Below are 24987 nucleotides of genomic sequence, written 5' to 3'. Positions count from 1 at the left end.
CTCTCTCATCTGGGAGGGCCATTTTTGTATTTTGTTGAAAGCTTTTGATTACCATGCGTAAGTGGACAAGACTCGATTATCAAACCATGCCATGGAAAAATGGCGGCGGCAGTACGATTGAGCTGGCAATATTTCCAAGCGGTGCAAGCCTCGATCATTTTGTCTGGCGTCTGAGTACGGCTGAAGTAAGCAGCAATGGCCCGTTTTCGCATTTTTCCCAGATAGACAGGACGCTGGCGATTTTGTCTGGTGAAGGCCTGATACTGCATGGCGATAGCGAACAGGTTCATGGTCAAAGTGTTTTCCTCAAACAGGACAGCCTGCCGCATCAGTTCAAAGGTGAAACACCCATCAATGCTGAACTCTTGCATGGCACCGTGCTGGACCTGAACGTGATGACGCGACGTGACGTCTGTACCCATCACATGCAAAGGCTGGAAGCTGGCAAGCATTTCATCGAAGCCAATGATGCCCAACAGCTTTTGCTGTTCTGTGCCAAAGGTAGTGCCAGCCTGACTACTGGTGAGACTTTGCAAGACTATGATTGCTGCCTGTTTGAAGAAGAGCATGAACATCAGGGCATACGCCTGAACCTGCACGCTGATGAAGAGGCGGTGCTTTACCTGATACGCATACAATTTTTGAGCATGGGTGACAGCTAATGACAGCTACAGCTTTACACTGGGACAGCCTGTGGACCAATGTACACCTCGCATGTATGACAGATGGCTATGGCGAAATCAGGGATGCCGCTATCGCCGTCAAGGATGGCAAGATCGCCTGGCTGGGCAAGCAAAGTGAATTCCCTGCCGGGTATGTCGTCGCCAAAACCCATGATGGCAAGGGCTGCTGGCTGACACCCGGCCTCATCGATTGCCACACCCATCTGGTGTATGCCGGTAACCGCAGCAATGAATTTGAAGCGCGCCTGAACGGCGTCGCCTATGAAGAAATCGCCAGACAGGGTGGCGGTATCAATGCCACTGTGCGTGCTACCCGTGCAGCGTCTGAGGATGAATTGCTGGCAGCAACGCTGCCGCGCCTGTATGCCATGCTGGCTGAGGGCGTGACGACGCTGGAGATCAAGTCTGGCTATGGCCTGGATCTGGAAACCGAGACCCGCATATTGCGCGTGGCCAGGCGCATAGGGCGTGAATTCCCTATACGTGTCAAAACTACGTTTTTGGGGGCACATGCCTTGCCGCCAGAATATGCAGGCAGGGCCGACGATTACATCAAACTGGTTTGCGAGCAGATGTTGCCAGCTCTAGTGGCTGAAGGTCTGGTCGATGCCGTCGATGTATTCTGTGAAAAAATTGGGTTCACGCCAGCACAAACCGAACTGGTGTTCCAGGCTGCGCAAGCGCATGGCTTGCCAGTCAAACTGCATGCTGAACAATTATCTGATCAGGGTGGTGCAGCATTGACGGCGCAATATAAAGGCCTGTCTGCCGATCATCTGGAATATTTATCGGATGAGGGTATAGCAGCGATGGCAGCCAGTGGCACTGTGGCCGTATTGTTGCCAGGTGCGTTTTACTTTTTGCGCGAAACCAGATACCCACCGTTAGCTGCCATGCGTGCGACTGGCGTGCCGATTGCGCTGGCAACTGACTGCAATCCTGGTACTTCGCCCATGACTTCGCTGTTGCTGACCATGAATATGGCTTGCACCCTGTTCCGCATGACACCACTGGAAGCACTGCAGGGTATTACCTGCCATGCAGCGCAAGCCCTGGGTTTGAGTGAAGAAACTGGCAGTTTGGCAATAGGCAAGGCGGCTGATTTCGCGCTGTGGGACATCGCCAGACCGGCAGACCTGGCGTATCACATCGCGGGCAACCCCTCGCAAGCCAAAGTGTTTGCAGGTAAGTTGCTGGCCTGATGATGTCTGATTTTCTTTGCTGATTGACATTTTTTAACCCCGCGTAGACGGGGTTTTCTTTTGATCGCTGTCGTTGAAGACTATAATCTTATACAGCCATACACAAACGCACCAGACTCTACTATGACGACAATAAAACAAAAAATCACTAATGCAAGCCAACGCTGGCACCTGGGGCGCTGGGCTGCAGGACTGGTTGGGCTGGTCTTATTGCTGGCTGCCCTGAGTTGGGCTTTTTTGCCGGGTGTCGTCAAACGTATCGCTGCCGAGCAAGTGCAGCAGCAGATAGGCCGCAAGCTGGACATGACGGATATCCGCTTTTCCCCCTTCAAACTGGCGCTGACGATAGAAGGCTTGACCCTGTATGAGGCTGACCAGCGCACAGCGGCAGTCAAGGTTAAGGAACTGGTGCTGAATCTGTCGCTGGCATCGGTGTTTCGCCAGGCCCTGATCGTCGATGAAGTCAAACTCACTGAGCCTTATGTGCATATTATCCGTACTCCGGGTGAAGGCTATGGTCGCTACAACTACAGCGATATCCTGGAAAAAATCGCCGCCATGCCCAAGAGCGAATCGACGACACGTTTTTCGCTGGCAAACCTGCAGCTTGCAGGTGGGCGCATAGAGATAGATGACAAAGTCGTCAATGAACAGTTCAAGATAGAGGCGCTGCAAATTGGTGTGCCCTTTGTGTCCAATTTTCCTAATCAGGTTGAGAGTTTTGTAGAGCCTTTGTTATCGGCCAAGGTCAATGGTTCAAATTTTGTACTCAAGGGCAGGGCCAGGCCATTCACAAATAGCTTGGATACTTCACTGGCGATTGATTTGGATAAGCTGGATCTGACACAATATCTGCCCTATGTACCCGTGGCTTTGCCTGTGCAAATCCAGAACGTAAAACTATCTACCAAACTGGATTTGATTTTCAGCCGCAAGAATGCCCATGCCGAACTATTGTTGGCGGGTGACGTCAATCTGGATGATTTGCATGTCAACGATAAGTCAGATGCACCCTTGCTGAAGCTGGGCAGCCTGCACGCGCAAATCAAGCAAGTCAATGTCATGACAGCTGCAGCCAGCATCAGCAAGCTGGAACTGACATCACCAGAAATCTGGCTGGATATCAACCAGCAGGGGCAATTGAACTGGGCTAGTTTGGCTGCCCCGGCTAACCCAGCCAAAGATGGCAAAGCAAATAGTAAGAATACAGCAGTGCCAGCAGTGGCAAGCGCCTCTGCTTCTGCATCGTCTTCAGCAGCGAACGCGGCAAAACCTGTCACAGTCTTGCAGCAACTGGCAGAGTTGCAATTGTCAAAAGGGATTGTGCATTTCCGTGACGCCAAGCATGCCAACCCCGCACAGATGGTCAATCTCAAAGAGATCAGCTTTAGCGCGCATGGACTGTCATCTTCAACTGACGCCAAAGCTGCGCCTTTCAAGCTTGCACTGAGTGGTGAAAATGACGAGAGCCTGAAACTGGAAGGCGAGGTGCAAGCTCTCGCTGGCACGCTCAAAGCGCAACTGGCTTTAAATTCCTGGTCACTGGCTACTTACCAGCCTTTGCTGAGCAATTATCTGCTCGCAAGTGTCAGCGGGAAGTTTGATGTAAATGCACAATTGCAAGTTCAAAAAGGACTGGTGCAAGTCGATGATCTGGGGATGAAACTCAGTCAGTTTGCCATCAAGCCCAAGTCTGCTGATGATGGTATTTTTAATCTGAAAGCATTGACGCTTGATAAGTTGACCCTGAACATGGAGAGCAGGCAAGTCAATATAGGCAGTATATTGTTTGATGGTTTGGTGACCGATGTATTGCGCGATGAACAGGCGGTATTGAATTTTAAAAAATGGCTGAAATCTGGTGCTGGCACAAATCAGACTGCACCTGAAGTGACTGGCAATAATGCGGCAAGCACCGCATCTGCTCCTGCATGGAAAGTCAATTTGGCCAGCCTGGATTTCAAGGATAGTGCTGTCAGTTTCAACGATAAATCCATGTCGCCAGAAGTAAAAATCAGGCTTGACGGTTTTAACCTGCATGCAGAAAAACTCAGCAGCGATATGTCGCAGGCAGTGAAAATGACTCTGCAGACCAATATAGGTAAAAAATCGAAACTGATTCTTGATGCAACAGCATCCAGCCAGTTAAAAAATATCAGCATGAATCTGGATGGACAGGGTTTGCCTGTGTCGGCATTGTTCCCCTATGTATCACCGTATGTGAATGCTGCGCTGACACGTGGCAGGGCAGATATCAAGGGTAAGCTGAACCTGACTAATGTCCTCGATAGCAGCAGACAGATCAATTATGAAGGTATGCTGGCACTGAACGATTTTCACCTGCTGGAAAATGGCGCTGAAGAAGATTTCCTGGAATGGAAGAATATCTCCATGGATGGTATCAGCGCCCAGATTGGCGGCGACAAACAATTGGTCAACCTGAAGAAACTTGCTCTCAACGACTTTTATGCGCGTGCCATTTTATCTGCCAAGGGCAAGCTGAATATACAAACCATACTTAGCACCAAGAAAGCAGATGCAGAAGAAGCTGAAGCAACTGCTCATGCAACTCAGGCAGATGACGCCGCCAAAGCCGTCACCAGCAAAACTGCGACATCGACTATCGTTACCGTACCCTTGCCGGCTAAGGTAGAAAAAGCCAATTCGGTTGCGATACGCATAGCGCAGACCACACTCAAGGGCGGTAATATCAATTTCACCGACAATTTCGTCAAACCGAATTACACCGCCAATCTGACGGGTGTTGCCGGTACCATAGGTGCGATAGCCTCAGACAATCCTCAGCCTGCAAGCATAGAACTGACAGGTAAGGTCGATGATGATGCACCACTGCTCATATCTGGCGCTTTGAATCCTTTGTCCAATCCGATTTTCATGGATGTGAAGGCCAGCGCAAACGGTCTGGAGCTGACACGGCTGACGCCTTATGCGGCCAAGTATGCAGGTTATGTCATAGAAAAAGGCAAGCTGTCGATGCAGGTGTCTTACCGCATAGAGAACCAGCAATTACAGGCAGAAAATGATGTGCGCCTTGATCAGCTGACTTTCGGCGAAAAAGTGGATAGCCCGACCGCGACCAAATTGCCTGTCATGCTGGCCGTGGCCCTGTTACGCGACAACCAGGGCAGGATAAATATTAATTTACCGATCACCGGTTCCCTGTCTGATCCGCAATTTTCAGTCGGTGGCATTATCTTCAAGGTTTTCATGAACGTGATTACCAAGGCCGTGACTTCGCCATTCGCTTTGCTGGGTTCCATGTTTGGTGGCGGCGAAGAACTGGCTTATACCGAATTCCTGGCAGGTCAAACCATCCTGACGCCCGAGGCAACAGCCAAACTTGATAATCTGGCCAAGGCACTTAAAAGCCGCAGTGCCTTGAAGCTGGACATCATAGGCCGGGTAGAGCCAGCGACTGACAGTGACGGTATACGCCAGATATTGCTGCTGCAAAAAATGCGCGAATTGAAATGGAAAGACGTGCATCAAAAAGACCGCACGATCAAGAAAGAAGACATCGTCATTACAGATGCAGAAAAAGCCAAATATGTAGAAGAAGTCTATCAGGCAGAAAAATTCACCAAGCCACGTAATGCGATTGGCCTTGCCAAGACCCTGCCAACCGCAGAAGCCGAGAAAATGATACTCGCCAATACCCAGGTCACGCCGGATGCCTTGCGCAGTCTGGCGCAAAAACGTGCAGATAATGTACGTGATTATCTGGAAGATGTTTCTGGCATTGAACGCGAAAGATTATTCCTGATTGCTCCGAGGCTGAATGCCGATGGCATCAAAGACAAGGGCAGTCCGAGCCGGGTGGATTTTTCGCTGAAATAACTGAAAACAGCTTCAACCAGATGAAAGCAGCGCAAAGTGATTGCCTGCTGTAATTAGGTGGCGCGTTGATGCTGTTGCAGTAGTTGCAGCAATCGCAGCAGAGATTGGTATATGACTCTGCTGCAGCCCTGTTACTGCGCTGCGCGCTTCGCTGTTCGCGTATGTATACCACCCTTTTTCCAGACGGGCATAGCAGTATCGTTAGCCACTGCATAACCCAGATTCAAGGTAAATTGCGCCTGTTGTAGCATGCCGCTTAAATCCCATGCCGGGTTATAGCGGTCGCGCGGGGTATGGTAGTCTTTTTTAAACGCTTTCATTTGCGCAGCCTCTTGTTCGGCATCATGATCGAAGGCAAATGATCCATCACCAGAAAACACGGCTGAACCGACATTAAATGCTGGAACACCGGCCCGCACGAAATTGAAATGATCTGCGCGAAAGAAGGCACCTCCTAAATCGGCAACGGGTGGTGCAATACGTAAGCCCATTTTTTTGGCAACGGACGTGGCGGTGTTAAACAGGCTGCTGTGCTCACTGCCTGCTACGCCCATGTCCTGGGTTTTGCCGACAAAATTCATGCTGTCCAGATTGAGATCAGCCGCAGTGTTTGCCAGTGGCCACAATGGGTGTTGGACGTAAAATGCACTGCCTAGCAGGCCTTGTTCTTCTGCCGCAGGCCATAAGAAAATCTGTGTGCGTTTAGTTGGATGTGCCACTGCAGCTTGTGCCATGGCTAGCAATGCAGCTGCACCGGAAGCATTATCTACGGCGCCATTCCAGATTTGTGCGGGTTTGCCCGGTTCTTGCACTATGCCCAGATGATCCCAGTGCGCGGAATACAGTACGGCCTGTTCTTTGAGTTTTGCATCCTTGCCGGGTACCATGCCAATGATATTTTGTTGTTCCACTTTACGCACTGTACTGCGCAATGCCACATGTATCCTGGCATCCAGAGCAACAGGTTTAAATTCACGGGTTTCAGCTTGTGCGCGCAGCGTATCCAGGTCTTGTCCAGCCGCAGCGAACAGGGCTTTTGCGGTATCTTCCTGCAGCCAGCCTTCCAGTGCATTACCCTTATTGTCATCGCTGCCAAGGCTGAATCGCTCGTGGCTAAAAGATGTTTGTGGCACGTTCCAGGCGTAACTTGCTGATGGCGTAGTGTGTATCAGTAAAACACCCGCAGCACCTTGTCGTGCCGCTTCTTCAAACTTGTAGGTCCAGCGACCATAATAGGTGAGTGCCTTTCCTGCAAAACGATTTGGTTCTGCCACGGTTGGCTGGGGATCGTTGACCATCATGATCAGCAACTTGCCTTTCAGATCGACGCCTTTGAAATCATCCCAGCGTTCTTCTGGTGCGCGCACACCGTAGCCGACAAATACCAGCGGAGCATCGAAATCATTGTCGGCTTTGCCGTTGGAAGAACCATACACAATCTCAGCTCCCAGAGCTGGCGACAGGGTAGCTTTGTTTGTTTCAAAACGGAGTTGGCTACTACTGAGGGTTTGGCTGCCAACCAGTGTTACCGTTTGTCTATAGCCGTTTGCGCCCGGTAAGGGCACTAAACCCATTGCTGCTGCCTGGGCTTCCAGATAGCGCACTGCGAGATCGCCACCGCGTTGTCCGGTACCGCGCCCTTCCAGCAAGTCGTCAGATAAAAATGCCAGATGCGCACGCAAAGGCGCTTCCTGTACTTGTTGCGCCTGGACGGGCTGATGGTACAGCGCAAAATGTAAAGCGATGCTAGATATGGCGATAGACGCAAGGCGCATCAGTACTCCTGTGAATTCTATAAATTGATTTGATTTGGCTTGATTTGCGCCAGATCATATTACAAAGCAGGTGTTTTTTTCGTTGCTTTAGATATTAATTGATGTATGAAAACAGGAAAACAGCCATGTTCTCTAATTACTTGTCTTGAGGCAATGACAATCTTGATTGCTTGATGCACAAGTGAACAATTATTTCAAAAAATACATTTTCCGTGGAGTAAAAGCAGGATTTAGCTCCTGACTTGTTGTCGAGGGCTGTGTGACTGATGATTATTCTGATAATGAACAGGATTTATTGTTGTTTTGCGAGTAATCTTGATTTATCCTGAAGCCATCTGTTTTATCTATCGCAATAAGGAGTAGTAATGACTTCTGCAACGCTCGCCAGCATTTTGTATGTTGAAGACGATGCTGATATACAAACCGTGGCTCAAATTGCTTTGGAAGTTGTCGGTGGTTTCAGTTTGAAAACTTGTAGTTCAGGGGCGCAGGCCATTGCCGAAGTTAATGCTGGCTTTGTCCCTGATTTGCTGCTGCTGGACGTCATGATGCCGAATATGGATGGCCCGACCACCCTGGCAGAGCTACGTAAATTACCAGGCACTGCTTCTACGCCGGTGATCTTCATGACTGCCAAGGTGCAGTCATCCGAAATGGATTTTTATAAGTCGCTGGGCGCTATAGGCGTCATTGCAAAACCTTTTGATCCTATGGAACTGTCTATCCAGGTGCGAGGTTTATGGCAGGAGAAGGCTTAAATGTCTGACAAAAATGATAGCCTGCAAGAAAAATTGCTTGCTCTCGAGGCAATTTTTTTCCAAAAATTGCCGTCAAAGTTTGAAGAGATAACCAGTACTCTGCAAAAGGTCGTTGAATCCCCAACTGACAAAGAGTCCATGGTTGTCCTGCACCGCCACCTGCATACCATGGCAGGTTCTGCCGGTACTTTTGGTTTTGCTGACATAGGCACGCAGGCCAGGGTATTTGAATCCACCTTGAAGCCGCATCTTGAAGGAAAAGCCTGGGACCCGGCCGAGTTACAAGCCTATTCGGAAGAAGTTAACCGTTATTTTGAATATGCCCTGAAGCATGACAGCAAGCCAGTCAATGGTGTGGCTGAAAGCGTGCAGGAAGAAGAGCGCGAACTCAGTGACCCACACCTGATCTATCTGGTGGATGAGGATGAAGCGCAAAATCAGGAGATTACCACGCAGCTTGAGCATTTCGGCTATGAAGTGGTGCGCATCAATCACCTGGCTGCACTGGCAAAGGCGGTGGCTACCCGCAGACCGCATGTCATCGTCATAGAGCTAAGCTTCCCGGAAGGTAAGGTCGCTGGTGCTGAAGAAATCTCACGCATCAAGCAGATAGAACGTTTCCGTATTCCCACTGTGTTTGTGTCCCGTTCCAGCAGCTTTGATTCGCGTCTGTTGGCCGTGCGCGCCAGTGGTGACGGTTATTTCACCAAGCCTGTCGATGTTGTTGCACTGACTGAACGTATAGAATCCCTGCTGCAACTCGATGAAAACAAGGGTTATCGCGTGCTCATCATTGATGATGACGCCGTGACCTCCAAGTTTTACGGTGCGATTCTGCGTGATGCCGGCATGAATGTTTATCTGCTCAATGACCCTACGCAGATATTGACGGTGATGACAGATTTCCGTCCTGAATTGCTGCTCATGGATATTTACATGCCAGTCTGCAGTGGTGTCGAACTCTCGCGCCTGATCCGGCAAGATAATTCTTATGTCGATGTGCCCATCGTATTCCTGTCCAGTGAGGCTGACCTCAGCAAGCAACTTGATGCTGTCAGGGCAGGGGCGGATGATTTCATTACCAAGCCGGTAGCGCCTGAATACCTGAAATCTTCGATTGCTTCAAGGGCTGAGCGTTACCGCTCCTTGCGAGCCCTGATCATGCGTGATGGCCTGACAGGTTTGTTCAATCATACGGCGATCAAGGAACAACTGGCATCCGAGATTTCCCAGGCGGGCCGTACCGGTTCGCCACTGGCCCTGGCGATGATAGACCTGGATAATTTTAAAACGATCAATGACACTTACGGTCATCCCGCTGGTGACCAGGTCTTGCGTACGCTGGCAAGGTTGTTACGCCAGCGCTTGCGCCGCAGTGACATCGTTGGCCGTTATGGTGGAGAAGAGTTTGCCGTGATTTTCCCGGACACCAATGCCACCACGGCGCGCCGCGTTCTTGATCAGGTCAGGCTGGCCTTCACCAAGATACAGCAGCACTGCGAGGGTGGACATTTCTCGGTCAGTTTTTCTGGAGGCGTAGCGGATCTTGAGTCTACGTTGGATGCGGATGAATTATTTGATATTGCCGATGCCGCCATGTATGTGTCGAAGCAGGAAGGGCGCAACCGCATCAGTCTGGCCTGAACTTAGCTACTGAGCAGGAAGTAAAACAGGAAATAAGACAGGAAACTAAACAGGCTGCCATGGAGACCCAACTCCGTGGCAGCCTGTTTAGTTTACGGCACAGGTTTGTACCTGCTTTGTTTCTTATGCTTACATATTGAAAAAGCAAGAGCAGACAAAGTTCGGTGTACACTGGAGTGTCTTTACTGTTGTTCAGGTCGCTTAGTGTTTTCAAAATTACTTCTCGGCAATTCGACTTTGGCTGCCATGTTGATGCTCTACCTGCTGCTGGCGTTTGCGAGTGTTGGTGTAGGCAGGCATAGTTCGCCCGAAAGTCAGTTGCGCAAACAGGTGAATGCCTGGTGGTTTATCTTCCCCGTGGTCAGTCTGAGCCTGTTTTTATATCCGTTGGGGCCACTGCTGATGGCCTTGCTTATCGTATTGCTGGCAGTGCGTGAATTGTCCCTGCACTACACCGGCCCCCGTTGGCGCTTCCTGTTGTCATGCTTTGTTTTGCTGGTTTTGCAGGTGGGTTTGCAATATGTGGAAAGCTTTGATGCTGGGCTGATTTTGCCTGCCTTATTGTGTCTGCAAGCGCTGCAGTTTTTTATCTGGCGACAACGCAATCATTTACTTCTCATGCTGTTTTTGCTGCTCTGCTACGGCCTGAGTTTCATGCTGGATTTATTGACCTTGCCATTTTCAAATGAAGTCAGGCTGGCCTGGTTTTTTTATCTGTTTGTAGTAACTGCACTCAATGATATTGCCCAGTTCGTCAGTGGCAAAATTTTTGGCAAACAAACCATCGCCCCCACCATCAGCCCGAATAAAACTGTACAGGGTTTGATCGGCGGTGTCGTGATTTCCATGTTGGTATCCCTTGGCCTTGGCATGTATTTGCATCTGGCCAACCCCGGTTATTTACTGTTGATGGGTATCTTGCTGTCGCTCGGCGGTTTTGCCGGTGATCTGATATTTTCAGCAGCTAAACGCTATCTGAAGATCAAGGATTTTTCTGAACTGATACCCGGACATGGCGGCATACTGGACAGGGTAGATAGCCTGGTCCTGACAGCACCTTTGCTGTATCTGGGATTGTTATTTTGAAGAAAAGAATTTAATAAGGACTATGCATGACAACAGAATTGCAAACAAAATGGCTGTGCAGTGAATCTGGCTTTGATAGCCATGACAGTACCCGTTTGTTTTATCGCATTTGGCAACCGCTGGCGATTCCTGCAGGCCAGCCACAAAAAGCCCTGATATTTTTACACCGCGGCCATGAGCATTCTGGTCGGATAGGCACGCTGGTAGAGCAATTTGGTTTTACCGGGGACTGGGCGTTTGCCTGGGATGCACGTGGCCATGGCAATTCACCGGGTGAACGCGGTGATGCACCCGATTTTCAAACCATGGTGCGCGACTTTGACAGCTTCATCAATCATATCCATCAGACCTACGGTATCGCCAAAGAAGACATGCTCATTGTGGCAAACAGCGTGGGTGCCGTGATTGCCGCTACCTGGCTGCATGACTATGCGCCGCGTGTTCGTGGTGTGGTTATGGCGGCTGCTGCATTTGATATCAATCTGTACGTGCCATTGGCTAAACCGGCGCTGCGTTTTGCCACCTGCTTCAAGCCTGACTTGTTTGTGACCAGCTATATACGCTCATCCATGCTCACGCATTCTGCTGAACAGGCCAAAGCTTATGATGCCGACCCGCTGATTACCAAGAATATTTCTGCCCGCGTTTTGCTGGACCTGGCCGATACTGCCAAGCGGGTAGTGCAAGATGCCCAGGCGATAGATGCGCCTGTGCTGATGCTGGTCGCTGACAAGGATTACGTCGTCAAACAGGCACCGCAAAAGCAATTTTTTGAAACTATCTCATCTACACTGAAACGCTATGTCCTTATAGAAAATTGCCATCACGCGATTTTTTATGAGAGCGAAAACCAGATGCAGCAAGCCATACAGGCCGCTAAGGATTTCATCAATGAATGTTATGCCAAAGAGCTGTTGCCCTTGCCGCATTACTTCAAGGCAGATACCTTAAGCCAGAGTGCGCGCCAATACCAGGCATTGCAACAAGGCAAATTAGGTGGGGCGCTGGAAAACGCTTTTTACGGCATGCAAAAATTCATGCTCGGTCACTTGGGCAGGCTCAGCAATGGCATGACGATAGGTTTGCAACACGGTTTTGATTCTGGCGCATCCCTCGATTATGTTTATCGCAACCAGGCAGGTGGTCGTTTGCTGATAGGTGGCATGATAGACCGTGGTTATCTGGATGCGATAGGTTGGCGCGGTATACGCCAGCGCAAGGCACAGATGCAGCAGACTTTGTCTGACCTGATACAGCAATACCCGGCAGACCAGCCTGTGCGCATACTTGATATTGCTGCCGGTGGTGGTCGCTATGTACTGGAAACCATCAAGCGATTCCAGAACCGCAATATAGAAATCAGCCTGCGTGACTTTGATCAAGCCAATCTGGATCAGGCCAAATTGCTGGCAGAGCGTTTGCAGTTGAAAAACAAACTCAGCTATCAATGCCGCGATGCCTTTGCCGCTACCAGTTACCCGGCAGAAGAAGACGCCTATGACATCGTCATCGTCTCTGGTTTGTATGAGCTGTTCAGTGACAATGTGCTGGTACTGGCATCCTTGCGCGGCATACAGCAGCAATTGAAAATTGGCGGGCATCTGGTTTACACCGGCCAGCCATGGCATCCGCAGTTATTGATGATCGCCAAGACCCTGAATAGCCATCGCGGCCAGTCATGGCAAATGCGTCCACGTCCACAGGCAGAGATGGACGCCCTGGTCGCCAGCATAGGTTGCAAAAAAATTGCGACTCAGCTTGGTATAGCGGGGATATTTACGGTGTCGGTGGCGCAGCGTGATGCGGCAGTGCCCGTTTTATCCGATTGAACAAAGTCCAGAGCAAGAGCAGCAGGACGATGATCAACACGGCATTCAGCCAGACTGCTGGAAGCTGAAACGCTACCAGCAGGGCCAGCAAACCAAAGGCAAAAGCACGGTCGCTTTTGCCCATGGGGCCGTCAAAGCGGCGTTTTGAACCTGCTAGCAAGGCGGCAACGCCTGCAAACTCTGTCAACAGTGCCAGCATGGCTACCGCAATCAGCAAAGGTACTTGTATCCCCGTTACCAGGGCAAAAGGCAAGGCCAGGGCGGCATCTGAAACCTGATCGCCAAGCTCATTGAGAATCGCTCCAAAGGCAGTTTTTTGCTGGGTGAAGTTGGCCAGCATGCCATCTATCGCATTCAGCGCCATGCGCACGAACATAAAGACTGGCAGCCCCAGCCACAAGCTTTTATTCTGCGGATAACAAGCCAGTGCAATGCCATAGGCGATGGACAAAACCATCGCCAGCAGAGTTACCTGATTTGGCGTGATATGTCGTTTCGCCAGGCTAGCCAGCAAAGGTTGCAGCAATTGCTGGAAGCGTGGCTTCAGTTGGTAAATAGAAAAACTCATGGTCTGCTGTTTGTTCCTTGTGACATATACAGTTTGGCCAGCAATATACATCGGCTATAACCCATGGCGCAATGCAGGTAAACCGTTTTGCCCGATTCAATTTCCTGGCGCATGTATTGCAAAATTTCATCGCTTACCTGTTTGCCCGGCTTGAGCAGATCAAGCAGAGGGAAATGTTTGTAAGCGTGCTTGCGCAAGGCAGGCGTTTCGCTGAGTTCATTTGCCAGGTCGATGATGCTGCAATCTGGTGGCAGTTGTTTTGCCTCCCGGCTACTGAGGCGGCGCCCCACCCAGAGTCGATCTGTCAATTTGATGATGACGGGTTTGCGCCTCTCACGCCAGACAACGGCCAGCCAGGTAAGCTGGTAACCGAGCAAATAAGGTGCATACATGGCCCATATCCACCACGGATATTGCCCCTGTTTTTTATGCAGGAAGTGAACATCGTTACGATAATAAGCCAGGCTGACCAGGGCGAGACCGCATGCTATATACAAAGCCAGCCAGCTATGGGCAAAGATGAAGCCGGTGATAAAAAATATGCTGGCAAATATCAGGTAATAAAACGCTACATGCGGTTCTGCTCTTTTCGGTTTGATAAAGACGAGGCAAAACAATCCCAGTAAACTGCCGCCCAGCACATCCAGCAAATGGTGTTGATAAGTGAATACCGTCGAGGCCGCTGTGAGAAGTAACCATGTAGCCAGCGCCATGCGCAGCGGTCTTGCGCGGACATGCTCGCGCAAGGCGCTCCAGAATAACAGGCAGTAAGCAACATGCAGCGAAGGTAATTGATTATATGGTTTATCCGTTAGCGCCAGATAATCATATAGATATGCACACCATGCAGAGGAGATGGCAGGTCTGGGCCAGCTGAATTGAAGAGGGTAGAGCACGAAGATGAAGGCTGCAATGACTGTTGCCAGTAACAGGCGCTGGCTGAGCAGGCGTAATTGATCCTGGCTGCGCACTACAAAGAATGTCAGACAAAAAAACAGGCCTGAACTGAGGTAGGGCAGTATCATCCATTGCAAAAACGGGATGTCAGCCTCAAATGTCAGGGCAGCGTGTCTTACCACTCCTTGCCGCTGCGCCAGTATATTCGCGGTCAGATAGCACAAGCCAAATGCCAGGGAATTCAGCAACCAGTGACGCAAGCGGTGTTGCACAGTTGCAGGAGTGGATGGCATTTGATATATGTTTAGCCTTAACAGTGTGATATTTTAGCAGGATGAATCAAGTTAAAAAATATAAACGCTGCATGGTATTGGCAGGTGGTGGGTTTCGTTTTGGTATTTACCTGGGAATGTACGCAGCCGCCTGCGAGGCTGGTCGTGCGCCAGATATACTGCTGGCCAGTTGCGGCGGTGCGATTGCGGCAAGCATCATTGCCGGGCTTCCTGACGATGCGCAACGCAAGGCATGGCTGAGCTCTGAAGAAATGTACCATTACTGGAGCGGTTTGAAATCTTCTCCCAGGGCAGGCATAGTCCGCGCCTTGGCCTTGGCCGCCAAACGTGGTTTTGGCCGTGACTCTGCCAGCACCATACCTGACCTGTTCAACGAATACCTGTTTGAAATCCCGGCGGAATTGCCCTTGCCACGATTGGCGGCAAGCGAGCAGTCAGTAGCCACTGCCATCATAGGTGGCAAATTGCTGTTTGACGAAAACGAAGTCGGCCTTGCCCGTGGCCAGCGCAAATTATTTGCCGAAACCGTGTTTTGTGATCCAAGAGCTGCAGCGCTGCTGGATGGCATGGCTTCACCACTGGCTGACCCGCGTTGGGGTGAGCACGCCATTTCAGAACAGTTATTGTGTGACGTGCAAACGCCAACCAGTCTGGCAGCACGTATTTCTATTACCGATATGTTTTATTTTCGCTGCCATACCCACACTGATGGCAATTATTTTGGTGGCGTACTGGACTTGTTCCCCATAGAGATCGCCAAGCGCCTGGCCGATGAAGTCATGATGGAATTCAAGCAAAGCTTTGACCAGGCTTTTTCCATCCCTGCCTGGCGTACAGTCCTGGGTCTCGATGGCAATGCCCGCCTGCGCTATGCAAATGGTCAGGCAGTTGATGTGCGTATCGATACCTCCGATGTAGCGACGGTCTTGGCCAAAGAGTCGGTACAAAAGAAACTGGACTGGCGCATTAACCGCATACGCCTGAGCATGCCAGAAACCCATGCCACCTATGCTGCTTATATGGAAGCCCAATGGCAATATGGTTATGCACGCGGAATGGAAGCTTTCACTCGCGAGGCGGCCTATGACGAAGCTGCCATGATACGCAGCAGCGACAAATACAGCCGGGGCATGGCCTGAGCATGAAGAGCATCATGGTCGTAGGCGGCATCAGTGGCATAGGCCTGGCCCTGGCACGCCACTATCTGCAGCACGGTGATCGGGTCGCCATCTGTGGTCGAGACTTGCAGCGCCTGCCAGCTGACCTGCATGACCTGACTGGTGTAGTCAGCTATCAGTTAGATATTGCAGACCGTGCTGCCCTGTCGCAAGCCATTGATGACTTTGCTGGGCAGGGCCTGGACATGCTTATCGTCACCGCCGGTATTTATTACAATACCCGCAGCCATTTGCTGGATGAGGCTGCCACCCTGCATATGCTGCGCACCAATGTCAGTGGCCTGAGCCATGCATTTGAACTGACGGCGGAAAAAATGCTGCTGCAAAAGTCGGGGCAACTGGTGGCCATCTCATCGGTTGCGGGTTTGCTGCATGATTATCCCGGCGCGTCCGTCTATAGCGCGACCAAGCGCAGTGTCTTGAGTTTGTGCGATACCTACCGCATTGCACTCAAACCTTTTGCTATTGCCGTGACAGCGATAGTGCCTGGCTATATTGATACCGAAAAACTTCGAGCCTTGAATGATGGCGATGCCAGTCACAAGCCTTTTATTATGTCTGAGCAAAAGGCCGTGGCCTTGATTGTAGAAGCTATTACTGCGCGGCGCGACAGGCTGGTGTTTCCGTGGCAGATGAAGTGGTTGATTGCGTTGCTCAATCTGTTACCGAGGTGGGTGTTGAAATTGAGGAAGTAGAGGGCTTATGCTGAATTCTTGCGTTTCAAATTACGGCAATCATACAGACCTCATTCCAGCATGATTTTGGCTGGAATCCAGCGACGTTTGTAATACAACAAGTGAAATGCTTTTGATATTCAATTTGAGCAGCTTGCAATGAAAAATCCTCCATGACACTTAGGTCATGGAGGATTTTCAATATCACAATCAGTAAACAATACTGATCAAACGCAAACAGCTATTACTCTTTTGCCGTAATTTTTTGCAAGCCACTAGCCTTAATCTTGGCTTCCAGTGTCTTGCCTTTACGCGCACGCTTGCCGATATGGATACCCAGACCGCTTGCGCTGAGATTGACTTCCTGGGGTTTGCCACCACGGCCTATACCAAGCACGCGTACACCGCGTTGACTGATAGCCTGAGCTGACACAAGGCTTTCCTTGTCTTCCAATTCCATCAAGATCACGCCACGGCCACCGCTGGAGAGTTGCTTGATTTCTGCCAGACCAAAGACCAGCAAGCGGCCTTTTTCTGACAAACAGGCAATTGCGCTGGCGTCCTCAGTGACTACGGCTGGCGGCAGTGGCTGGTCAGCTTCTTCCAGTGTCATGAAAGCTTTACCGGCTTTCATGCGGCCTACCATGTCGCCGACTTTTGCGGTAAAGCCATAACCAGCGGTTGATGACAGCAACAGGCTGATGTCGGCACTGCCAGCAAAGTAATGCAAAATCTTGCTACCTACTGCCAGGTCGATCAAGGTGGTGATAGGCACGCCATCGCCACGGGCGCCGGGTAAGGCAGAGACGGCGACGGAATATACGCGGCCATTTGAACCAAATACCAGCAATTGATCTACCGTGCGGCATTCAAACGTGCCGTACAAGCTGTCACCTGCCTTGAAGGTGAATTGGCCATTATCATGACCATGGCCGGTACGTGCACGTACCCAGCCTTTTTCGGATATGACAACGGTCACTGGTTCATCGATGACTTTTTGTTCTATCGACGCTTTGGCGGCTTCTTCAATGACAGTGCGGCGGGCATCGCCAAATTGTTTGGCATCGGCCTCAATTTCCTTGATGAGCATGCGCTTCATTGAAGACGGATTTTCCAGCAAATCGTGCAGACCCGCTTTTTCTTTACGCAATTCATCCAGTTGCTGTTGGATCTTGATAGATTCCAGACGTGCCAACTGACGCAAGCGGATTTCGAGAATATCTTCCGCCTGGATATCTGACAGCTTGAAGGCAGCAATCAGTGCAGGCTTGGGATCGTCAGATTCACGAATGATGCGTATGACTTCATCAATATTCAACAGTACCGCTTCACGGCCCTCCAGGATATGGATGCGGTCATCGACCTTCTTGAGTCGGAACTGGGTACGGCGTGTGACCGTGGTAAAGCGGAAGGCTATCCATTCACTGAGGATGTCAAACAAACCTTTCTGACGTGGACGGCCATCGCCGCCTATCATCACCAGGTTGATCGATGCCGAGGTCTCCAGTGAAGTATGGGCGAGCAGCATTTGCATGAACTCGGCCTGATCCTGGTTTTTGGATTTTGGTTCCAGTACCAGACGTACAGGAGCATCCTTGCCGGATTCATCACGGACCGTATCGAGTACAGACAATATGACTTGTTTCAACGCCACCTGTTCAGGCGACAGTGTCTTTTTACCCAGCTTGATTTTTGGGTTGGTCAGCTCATCTATCTCTTCCAGCACTTTTTGTGAGGACGTGCCCGGTGGTAATTCAGTGACCACGGCTTGCCACTGGCCACGTGCCATTTCTTCTATCTTCCAGCGTGCACGTACCTTCATGCTGCCGCGGCCAGTCGCATACATATCGGCAATGGTAGATGCTGGCGTGATGATTTGCCCGCCACCCGGGAAGTCGGGGCCGGGGATGTATTCCATCAACTCGGCATGCTTCATGGCCGGGTTGCGTATCAGGGCTACTGCGGCTTTGGCAACTTCAGTCAGATTATGCGAAGGGATTTCTGTTGCCAGGCCGACCGCAATACCAGATGCACCATTCAACAAGACGAAGGGCAGTCGGCTAGGCAGCAATTTTGGTTCTACGGTGGTGCCGTCATAATTAGGCTGGAAATCAACCGTACCCTGATCGATTTCATCCATGAGCAATTTGGAGATTGGTGTCAAGCGCGCTTCTGTATATCGCATCGCCGCCGCACCGTCGCCGTCGCGGGAGCCGAAGTTACCCTGGCCATCAATCAATGGGTAGCGCAGAGAGAAATCCTGCGCCATACGCACCAGCGCGTCATAGACAGACTGGTCACCATGTGGATGCAGCTTACCCAGTACATCACCAACCACAGCAGCAGATTTACGCGGCTTGGCGGCAGAGTTCAGGCCCAGCTCATTCATCGCATACAGGATGCGGCGTTGCACTGGTTTTTGACCGTCGCAAACATCAGGCAGGGCGCGGCCTTTGACGACCGAGATGGCGTAGTCAAGATAGGCGCGCTCAGCAAAGGTCGCCAGGGTCAGGGTTTCACCATCGCCTGGTGGCGGTGGGGTTTGATCAAATAAATTCGCTTGTTCGCTCATGGTTCTATTCGTATTTTTGTATTCTTTTATGGTCTGCGAGATCAGATATCTTAGATGTCAGCTTCAACCGCATTACCATGCTCTTCTATCCAGGCACGGCGGGCGGCGGCTTCGCCTTTGCCCATCAGCATATTGAAACGACCTTCAGAAAAGACCTGATCAAACTCGCCCAGAGAAACTGGCAGCAGGCGGCGCGTATCCGGGTTCATCGTGGTTTCCCATAACTGGTTGGCATTCATTTCACCCAGGCCCTTGAAGCGGGAAATTGCCCAGGCGCCATCCTTGACGCCGTCCTTGCGCAATTTGTCTTCGATAGCGATAAGTTCGCCTTGATCCAGTGCATAGATTTTCTGTGCTGGTTTCTTGCCACGTGCAGGTGCATCAACGCGAAACAGTGGCGGGCGAGCTACGCAAATATGGCCGCGTGCAATCAGTTGTGGGAAGTGGCGGAAGAACAGCGTCAGCAACAAGACCTGGATGTGCGAGCCATCAACGTCAGCATCAGAGAGTATGCAAATTTTGCCGTAGCGCAGATTGGTAAAATCAACAATCTCATTCATGCCATGCGGATCTACCCCGATAGCGACAGCGATATCATGAATCTCGTTATTGGCAAACAGGCGGTCGCGCTCAGATTCCCATGAGTTCAAGACCTTGCCGCGCAGTGGCAAGATCGCCTGGAATTCCTTGTCGCGGCCCATCTTGGCAGAGCCACCTGCAGAATCACCCTCGACCAGGAAGATTTCATTGCGGGCAATATCATTCGATTCGCAATCGGTCAGCTTGCCAGGCAAGACGGCCACGCCTGAAGATTTTTTCTTTTCCACTTTCTGGGCAGAGCGCAGGCGCGATTGCGCTTGCTTGATGACTAGTTCAGCCAGCTTCTTGCCATATTCCACGTGGGAATTCAGCCACAGTTCCAGCGGCGGCTTGGTGAACGACGACACCAGACGTACGGCATCGCGTGAATTCAGCCTTTCCTTGATCTGCCCCTGGAATTGCGGGTCCAGTACCTTGGCAGACAAAACGAAGGATACGCGGGCAAATACGTCTTCTGGCAAGAGCTTGACACCTTTAGGCAGCAAGGAATGCATCTCGGCAAAGCTCTTCACCGCACCAAACAGGCCTTCACGCAAGCCGGATTCATGCGTGCCACCAGCAGGGGTAGGGATGAGGTTGACATAGGATTCGCGGACCACATTGCCTTCTTCAGTCCATGCCACTACCCAGGAGGCGCCTTCGCCTTCGGCAAAGCCGTCACTGTCGGAATTGGCAAATTGCTCGCCTTCAAACAGGGGTATCAGCGGTTCGCCATGGGAAGACTGCGCCAAAGCTTCGGTCAAGTAGCCACGCAAGCCCTGGTCATATTGCCAGGTCTGGCTCTCGCCGGTTTTGGCATTCAGCAGCGTGACTTTAACGCCCGGCAGCAAAACTGCCTTGGAGCGCAACAGGCGCTGCAATTCGCCTTGCGGGATGTTGGCGCTGTCAAAATACTTGGCATCTGGCCAGATAGTGACACGCGTACCGCTCTTTTTGTCTCCGCGCGCCAGTGGCTGGCTGCGCAACGGTTCTATCACATCGCCATTGGCAAAAGTCAGGTTATGCAGGCCAGCTTCGCGCCAGACTGTGATTTCCAGGCGCTTGGACAGGGCATTGGTGACTGAGACACCGACGCCATGCAAACCGCCGGAGAAGGCATAGGCTCCACCAGAGCCTTTATCAAACTTGCCACCTGCATGCAGGCGGGTAAAGACGATTTCTACGGTAGGCACGCCTTCTTCAGGGTGCAAACCGACTGGAATACCACGGCCATCATCTTCTACACTGATACTGGTATCAGCATTGATGGTGACCAGAATATTTTTACAATGCCCGCCCAGCGCTTCATCCGAGGCATTGTCGATGACCTCTTGTATGATATGCAGCGGGTTTTCGGTGCGGGTATACATCCCCGGTCTTTGTTTGACCGGCTCCAGGCCTTTGAGTACTCGGATGGATGATTCGCTATAGTCTGACGGAGAAGTATTTTTTTTAGTGGCCATGCGAATGAAAATCTGTTGTTTTGGTTAATTTTTTGATGATGTTTTGCAATTTTTTTGTGAGGCTGGCAGAATTAAGCTGTATTCTTGCAGCGTTTTTGCAGCTATTGTAGCTGCAATGATCGAAGCTGCAATGTGTAAGATGGAAAAACGATGCCAACAAAAACTCCAACGATCGCGATCCGACTGTTTGGATTTTCTCCAAAAGAGGAAGAAACCTTCTCAACCGTTCTTGCTGTTCTCCGCGAGAAGGGCTATCGCTATCTGGTATTAAAAGCCGGTAGTCTACAAGATCCTGACATTCATATTGTCAACGCAGAGGATTTAAAAGCACTGGCGACCCTGTCCGACCTCAATCTGGGCGGAGCGCAGCCAGTATTGCTTATTGGTAAGACTGAAGTCAATTTACATTATCAGTCCATGCCGCGTCCTATACGCTGGCGTAAATTGTTTGACGTCCTCGATGAACTGATAGACCGCCGTCAGCTCTTGCTGACCACGCTGAGCGCCTTTGGTGAGGTGGCTGTGCCTGAGCGCCGTCGCCGCGAACGTCTTGACCTTGATCTGACCGACCCCAGCGAATACCAAAAGATGCGCAGGCCCAGTGTGCCCAAGGGCGGCATCATGATCGTCGATAAGGACATGCGCTTTCGCGAGTATGTCGCCATGATCATGGATAAATATGGCATCACCGTGACACTGGCAACAGATGAACGTAGTGCCCTGATGCTGGATAAGAACAATCGCCATGCCATGACGATGATTAATTCCTCTACGCCAGACATTGACCCTTATCGCCTGTGTGCTGAGCTGAAAAAGCAAAATACAGACCGCAGGACAACGGTGATCTTTTTGGTTGATAAGAGTTTTAATTATAAAGTTGCAAATGCGCAACAGGCTGGGTGTGAAGGCTTTTTGACTAAGCCTTTGTCGAGGAAGCAGGTTTTATCGACTATACAAAAGTTTTTGCAGCTGCGGTAATAAATAAAATAGTCACCCGGCACCCGCTTGTCCCTGGCAAAAGCCCGTACCTATAATGTAACAATTGTCTAAGACAAGCTTTGGCAACACAGTCTGACAAAGCTTGTTCTTGATTGCTTGTTATTTGCTCAACAGTCTCATTCCCCGCTCCAGACCCTCTATCGTTACCGGAAACATACGGTTACTCATAATCTGCTTGATGACAGAGATAGACTGCCGGTATTGCCAGAGCCCTTCAGGTTCAGGATTCAGCCAGATGTATTTCGGGAAGGCTGACGTAAACCGTTGCAACCAGGTCGCCCCAGCTTCTTCATTGTTGTATTCAATAGAGCCACCAGCCTGCAGTATTTCATACGGGCTCATAGTCGCATCACCGACGAAGATGACCTTGGTATCAGGCGTGTATTTGCGCAAGACATCCCAGGTTGGGAATTTCTCTGCATGGCGGCGGCGGTTGTTTTTCCACAGGTAGTCATAGACGCAATTGTGGAAATAAAAGAACTCCATGTTCTTGAATTCTGTCTTGGCGGCAGAAAATAACTCTTCGGTCTGGGCAATGTGGTCGTCCATGGTGCCGCCTACATCCAGCAACATGAGCACTTTGATATTGTTCTTGCGCTCAGGCTGCATCTTGATGTCGAGGTAACCGGCATTGTTGGCGGTGGCCTTGATCGTCGCATCGAGTGCCAGTTCTTCTTCTGCACCCTGGCGGGCGAATTTGCGCAGGCGGCGCAGGGCGACCTTGATATTGCGGGTGCCGAGTTCGCGTTCAGCGTCATAGTCGCGGAAGGCGCGAGCCTCCCACACCTTGACGGCGCTACGGCCACCGCCTTTGCCACCTATGCGTATGCCCTCTGGATTAGTGCCACCATTGCCAAAGGGGGAGGTGCCCCCTGTGCCTATCCATTTGCTGCCACCTCCGTGGCGTTCTTTTTGTTCTTTGAGCAATTCCTGCAACCTGTCCATCAGCTTGTCGTAGCCAAATTTCTCGATGGCGGCTTTTTGCTCGTCGGTCAAATCACGCTCCATGCGCTTCATGAGCCAGTCCAGCGGGATGTCGGGGCGCTTTTCAAATATCGTGTCTATGCCCTTGAAGTACAGGCCAAAGGCTTTGTCGAACTTGTCGTAATGCGCTTCATCCTTGACCATGATGGTGCGCGCCAGGAAGTAAAAGTCGTCGAGTGACATGCTGATCAAGCCTTTTTCCATGGCCTCCAGCAGCATCAGGAATTCCTTGATGGATACCGGGATCTTGGCGTCTTTCAGGGTAAAGAAAAAATCGATCAGCACTGGTCAGTCTCCCTACTATTTATTCATATTTGGATTGCATATATTGCAAATTCTTTTTCACGCCCGCCCATTCAGAATGCAGGATACTGTATACCACCGTATCACGGATGCGGCCATCAGGCAAAATCATGTGATTACGCAGGACGGCATCACGCTTCGCACCCAGACGTTCTATCGCTGCCTGTGATCGGCGGTTAAACCAGTCAGTACGAAACTCGACAGCTATACAACCAAACTCTTCAAAGGCATGACCCAGCAACAGCAATTTGCACTCGGTATTCACCGGGCTGCGTTGCACCCGCTGCGCATACCAGGTGTAGCCTATTTCCAGACGCTTGTTATTGATATCCATATTACAGTATCTGGTGGCGCCGACTATCTGGCCAGTTGCATTTTCACGGACGACAAAAGGGATGGCTTTTTGCTGTTGTTGCATGTCCAGGGCGATATTGAGCCAGTTCTGGGTATTATCGGGAGAGGGGACTGAGGTAAAAAACAGCTTCCATAATTCACCATCGGCTGCCGCGGCCTGGATATCAGCCAGGTGATGCTGTTCCAGCGGCTCCAGAGTGACGTGTTTTCCTTTTAAAGTAATAGCGTTGCAGTGCATGTTCATCCTTGTGATGGTGGATTGTGGATTGTGGTGTGGGCAGAGAAATGGCATTGGTAGTAAAATCTGGATATTGCCTAGTTTTGCATCCCCACACCCAGGCGCATAGATACAGTCGTGCAGATTTTGAGCATGACAGTTGCGTAAATTTCGCTGAAACAGCAGAAATATGCCTGCCTGTTGCAAGAATCGACAGGAAAGCTTGCTATCAAAAATAAATCCGGTTATACTGCAAAGCTGTATAGAATTTTTGCGGCGTGGCATTTAAATCAAATGTTTTGACCTCGTCGCTTTGACCACGTTTAGGAAATCTCATGGCAAATACCGCACAAGCACGCAAACGTGCTCGTCAAGCAGTTAAACTGAATGCACACAACTCTAGCCAGCGCTCTACGCTGCGCACAGCGATCAAAGCTGTTCGTAAAGCAATCGAAGCTGGTGATAAAGCTGCTGCAGCAACAATTTTCCAAAGCTCCGTATCGGTTATCGACCGTATCGCTGACAAGAAAATCATTCACAAAAACAAGGCAGCTCGCCATAAGAGCCGTCTGGCATCTGCTTTGAAAGCACTGGCTTAATTTAAGCCTGCTTCTAAAGCTGTAAGTTAGTGCTAATGTGCTGACTTGACTGCCTGAAGTGAAAAAAAGCCGCAATTTATTGCGGCTTTTGCTTTTTGTCGCTTCTTTATCGTGTTTTTGTTTCTATGATTTGCATTTGTAGCTTGATGCATGTTTGACGCGTGCTGGAGTTCTTTAAGCACGCCCTTAAAACTGCCGGTCAATAATTTCAGGCGTAAAAAAAGGCAGGTGATAAGCCTGCCTTGCTTCTGTACTGAAAAGCGACAGAATTACATGGATGCAGAAGCGGATGCAGATGCTGCTTTAGCTTTCTTGGCTTTCTTTGCTTTTTTTGCTGGTTTGGAAGCTTCAGTAGAAGCAGCAGCGGATGCTGAAGGAGCAGGTGCCTGGGCGAAAGCAGCAGAAGCAAACAGACCTACGACCAGAGCGGCGATCAATTTTTTCATTTTGGTGTCCTTCATAAAGTATTGGT

General features: G+C 50.5%; 19 protein-coding genes. 11 read left to right on the top strand and 8 right to left on the bottom strand.

Features of this window, described 5'->3' with window-relative positions; translation table 11 throughout:
- Window positions 1-53: 53 nt before the first annotated feature.
- From ACO0LL_RS12555 to ACO0LL_RS12545, 3 genes are all read left to right on the top strand, one after another.
- Entirely contained in the window at window positions 54-662 is a 609-nt protein-coding gene (locus tag ACO0LL_RS12555; protein WP_422951197.1) for a HutD family protein, read from the top strand.
- Window positions 662-1885, top strand: a complete 1224-nt coding sequence (hutI, locus tag ACO0LL_RS12550; RefSeq protein WP_422951196.1) for an imidazolonepropionase — start codon at window positions 662-664, stop codon at window positions 1883-1885. Before ACO0LL_RS12555 ends, hutI begins: the two co-directional genes overlap by 1 nt.
- A 123-nt stretch (window positions 1886-2008) precedes the next feature.
- On the top strand, window positions 2009-5743 hold the full coding sequence (locus tag ACO0LL_RS12545; protein ID WP_422951195.1) for a DUF748 domain-containing protein: 3735 nt from the start codon (window positions 2009-2011) through the stop codon (window positions 5741-5743).
- Window positions 5744-5874: 131 nt separating this feature from the next.
- On the opposite strand, the gene ACO0LL_RS12540 is transcribed toward ACO0LL_RS12545, so the two are convergent.
- Complete coding sequence (locus ACO0LL_RS12540) at window positions 5875-7518, bottom strand: M28 family peptidase (protein ID WP_422951194.1); 1644 nt, start codon at window positions 7516-7518, stop codon at window positions 5875-5877.
- A gap of 365 nt (window positions 7519-7883) precedes the next feature.
- On the opposite strand from ACO0LL_RS12540, the gene ACO0LL_RS12535 reads away from it, so the two are divergent.
- The 4 genes from ACO0LL_RS12535 (at window position 7884) to ACO0LL_RS12520 (ending at window position 12835) form a co-directional block, all read left to right on the top strand.
- The gene (locus ACO0LL_RS12535) at window positions 7884-8276 is read left to right on the top strand and encodes a response regulator (RefSeq protein WP_422951193.1); all 393 of its coding nucleotides are present in this window, start codon (window positions 7884-7886) and stop codon (window positions 8274-8276) included.
- Window positions 8277-9920: a diguanylate cyclase gene (locus ACO0LL_RS12530; RefSeq protein ID WP_422951192.1), complete on the top strand. Its 1644-nt coding sequence runs from the start codon at window positions 8277-8279 to the stop codon at window positions 9918-9920.
- A gap of 204 nt (window positions 9921-10124) precedes the next feature.
- Complete coding sequence (locus ACO0LL_RS12525; protein ID WP_422951191.1) at window positions 10125-11006, top strand: phosphatidate cytidylyltransferase; 882 nt, start codon at window positions 10125-10127, stop codon at window positions 11004-11006.
- A 26-nt stretch (window positions 11007-11032) separates the two neighbouring features.
- Window positions 11033-12835 carry a bifunctional alpha/beta hydrolase/class I SAM-dependent methyltransferase gene (locus tag ACO0LL_RS12520; RefSeq protein WP_422951190.1) on the top strand — a complete coding sequence of 601 codons (1803 nt, stop codon included), beginning with the start codon at window positions 11033-11035 and terminating at the stop codon, window positions 12833-12835.
- Here the strand turns inward: ACO0LL_RS12520 and ACO0LL_RS12515 are convergent.
- Both ACO0LL_RS12515 and ACO0LL_RS12510 read right to left on the bottom strand, forming a co-directional pair.
- On the bottom strand, window positions 12783-13403 hold the full coding sequence (locus tag ACO0LL_RS12515) for a CDP-alcohol phosphatidyltransferase family protein (protein ID WP_422951189.1): 621 nt from the start codon (window positions 13401-13403) through the stop codon (window positions 12783-12785). The two genes, ACO0LL_RS12520 and ACO0LL_RS12515, sit on opposite strands and share 53 nt — an antisense overlap.
- A complete protein-coding gene (locus ACO0LL_RS12510) occupies window positions 13400-14593 on the bottom strand; it encodes a phosphatase PAP2 family protein (RefSeq protein ID WP_422951188.1) in 1194 nt (397 codons plus the stop codon). The genes ACO0LL_RS12515 and ACO0LL_RS12510 overlap by 4 nt, the downstream gene beginning before the upstream one ends.
- A 41-nt stretch (window positions 14594-14634) precedes the next feature.
- On the opposite strand from ACO0LL_RS12510, the gene ACO0LL_RS12505 reads away from it, so the two are divergent.
- Together ACO0LL_RS12505 and ACO0LL_RS12500 are read left to right on the top strand one after the other, a co-directional pair.
- Window positions 14635-15732, top strand: a complete 1098-nt coding sequence (locus ACO0LL_RS12505; protein WP_422951187.1) for a patatin-like phospholipase family protein — start codon at window positions 14635-14637, stop codon at window positions 15730-15732.
- 2 nt (window positions 15733-15734) lie between these two features.
- Entirely contained in the window at window positions 15735-16466 is a 732-nt protein-coding gene (locus ACO0LL_RS12500) for an SDR family NAD(P)-dependent oxidoreductase (protein ID WP_422951186.1), read from the top strand.
- Between the two features lie 223 nt (window positions 16467-16689).
- On the opposite strand, the gene parC is transcribed toward ACO0LL_RS12500, so the two are convergent.
- Together parC and ACO0LL_RS12490 are read right to left on the bottom strand one after the other, a co-directional pair.
- On the bottom strand, window positions 16690-19017 hold the full coding sequence (gene parC, locus ACO0LL_RS12495; RefSeq protein ID WP_422951185.1) for a DNA topoisomerase IV subunit A: 2328 nt from the start codon (window positions 19015-19017) through the stop codon (window positions 16690-16692).
- 50 nt (window positions 19018-19067) lie between these two features.
- Complete coding sequence (locus ACO0LL_RS12490; RefSeq protein ID WP_422951184.1) at window positions 19068-21059, bottom strand: DNA topoisomerase IV subunit B; 1992 nt, start codon at window positions 21057-21059, stop codon at window positions 19068-19070.
- Between the two features lie 150 nt (window positions 21060-21209).
- Here ACO0LL_RS12490 and ACO0LL_RS12485 point away from each other — a divergent pair, with 150 nt between their 5' ends.
- Window positions 21210-22037 (top strand): response regulator, encoded by an 828-nt coding sequence (locus ACO0LL_RS12485; RefSeq protein ID WP_422951183.1) that lies wholly within the window; start codon window positions 21210-21212, stop codon window positions 22035-22037.
- Window positions 22038-22157: 120 nt separating this feature from the next.
- On the opposite strand, the gene ACO0LL_RS12480 is transcribed toward ACO0LL_RS12485, so the two are convergent.
- Together ACO0LL_RS12480 and ACO0LL_RS12475 are read right to left on the bottom strand one after the other, a co-directional pair.
- Entirely contained in the window at window positions 22158-23327 is a 1170-nt protein-coding gene (locus ACO0LL_RS12480) for a vWA domain-containing protein (protein ID WP_422951182.1), read from the bottom strand.
- A gap of 19 nt (window positions 23328-23346) precedes the next feature.
- Window positions 23347-23937, bottom strand: a complete 591-nt coding sequence (locus ACO0LL_RS12475) for a GNAT family N-acetyltransferase (RefSeq protein ID WP_422951181.1) — start codon at window positions 23935-23937, stop codon at window positions 23347-23349.
- A gap of 314 nt (window positions 23938-24251) precedes the next feature.
- On the opposite strand from ACO0LL_RS12475, the gene rpsT reads away from it, so the two are divergent.
- The gene (rpsT, locus tag ACO0LL_RS12470; protein ID WP_162040741.1) at window positions 24252-24515 is read left to right on the top strand and encodes a 30S ribosomal protein S20; all 264 of its coding nucleotides are present in this window, start codon (window positions 24252-24254) and stop codon (window positions 24513-24515) included.
- 269 nt (window positions 24516-24784) lie between these two features.
- On the opposite strand, the gene ACO0LL_RS12465 is transcribed toward rpsT, so the two are convergent.
- Entirely contained in the window at window positions 24785-24961 is a 177-nt protein-coding gene (locus ACO0LL_RS12465; protein WP_422951180.1) for a hypothetical protein, read from the bottom strand.
- Window positions 24962-24987 lie beyond the last annotated feature (26 nt).

The organism is Undibacterium sp. TC4M20W, from assembly GCF_049340245.1.
GTDB lineage: Bacteria > Pseudomonadota > Gammaproteobacteria > Burkholderiales > Burkholderiaceae_D > Undibacterium.
This window is presented reverse-complemented; position numbering and strand designations above follow the sequence as displayed.

Bases quoted from the DNA above. Each gene is read 5' to 3' on its own strand.
- parC (WP_422951185.1), bottom strand. From the start codon at position 19,017: ATGAGCGAACAAGCGAATTTATTTGATCAAACCCCACCGCCACCAGGC.
- ACO0LL_RS12475 (WP_422951181.1), bottom strand. From the start codon at position 23,937: ATGCACTGCAACGCTATTACTTTAAAAGGAAAACACGTCACTCTGGAG.
- ACO0LL_RS12515 (WP_422951189.1), bottom strand. From the start codon at position 13,403: ATGAGTTTTTCTATTTACCAACTGAAGCCACGCTTCCAGCAATTGCTG.
- ACO0LL_RS12545 (WP_422951195.1), top strand. From the start codon at position 2,009: ATGACGACAATAAAACAAAAAATCACTAATGCAAGCCAACGCTGGCAC.
- ACO0LL_RS12485 (WP_422951183.1), top strand. From the start codon at position 21,210: ATGCCAACAAAAACTCCAACGATCGCGATCCGACTGTTTGGATTTTCT.
- rpsT (WP_162040741.1), top strand. From the start codon at position 24,252: ATGGCAAATACCGCACAAGCACGCAAACGTGCTCGTCAAGCAGTTAAA.
- ACO0LL_RS12535 (WP_422951193.1), top strand. From the start codon at position 7,884: ATGACTTCTGCAACGCTCGCCAGCATTTTGTATGTTGAAGACGATGCT.
- ACO0LL_RS12465 (WP_422951180.1), bottom strand. From the start codon at position 24,961: ATGAAAAAATTGATCGCCGCTCTGGTCGTAGGTCTGTTTGCTTCTGCT.
- ACO0LL_RS12510 (WP_422951188.1), bottom strand. From the start codon at position 14,593: ATGCCATCCACTCCTGCAACTGTGCAACACCGCTTGCGTCACTGGTTG.
- ACO0LL_RS12505 (WP_422951187.1), top strand. From the start codon at position 14,635: ATGAATCAAGTTAAAAAATATAAACGCTGCATGGTATTGGCAGGTGGT.
- ACO0LL_RS12520 (WP_422951190.1), top strand. From the start codon at position 11,033: ATGACAACAGAATTGCAAACAAAATGGCTGTGCAGTGAATCTGGCTTT.
- ACO0LL_RS12530 (WP_422951192.1), top strand. From the start codon at position 8,277: ATGTCTGACAAAAATGATAGCCTGCAAGAAAAATTGCTTGCTCTCGAG.
- ACO0LL_RS12540 (WP_422951194.1), bottom strand. From the start codon at position 7,518: ATGCGCCTTGCGTCTATCGCCATATCTAGCATCGCTTTACATTTTGCG.
- ACO0LL_RS12555 (WP_422951197.1), top strand. From the start codon at position 54: ATGCGTAAGTGGACAAGACTCGATTATCAAACCATGCCATGGAAAAAT.
- ACO0LL_RS12500 (WP_422951186.1), top strand. From the start codon at position 15,735: ATGAAGAGCATCATGGTCGTAGGCGGCATCAGTGGCATAGGCCTGGCC.
- ACO0LL_RS12490 (WP_422951184.1), bottom strand. From the start codon at position 21,059: ATGGCCACTAAAAAAAATACTTCTCCGTCAGACTATAGCGAATCATCC.
- hutI (WP_422951196.1), top strand. From the start codon at position 662: ATGACAGCTACAGCTTTACACTGGGACAGCCTGTGGACCAATGTACAC.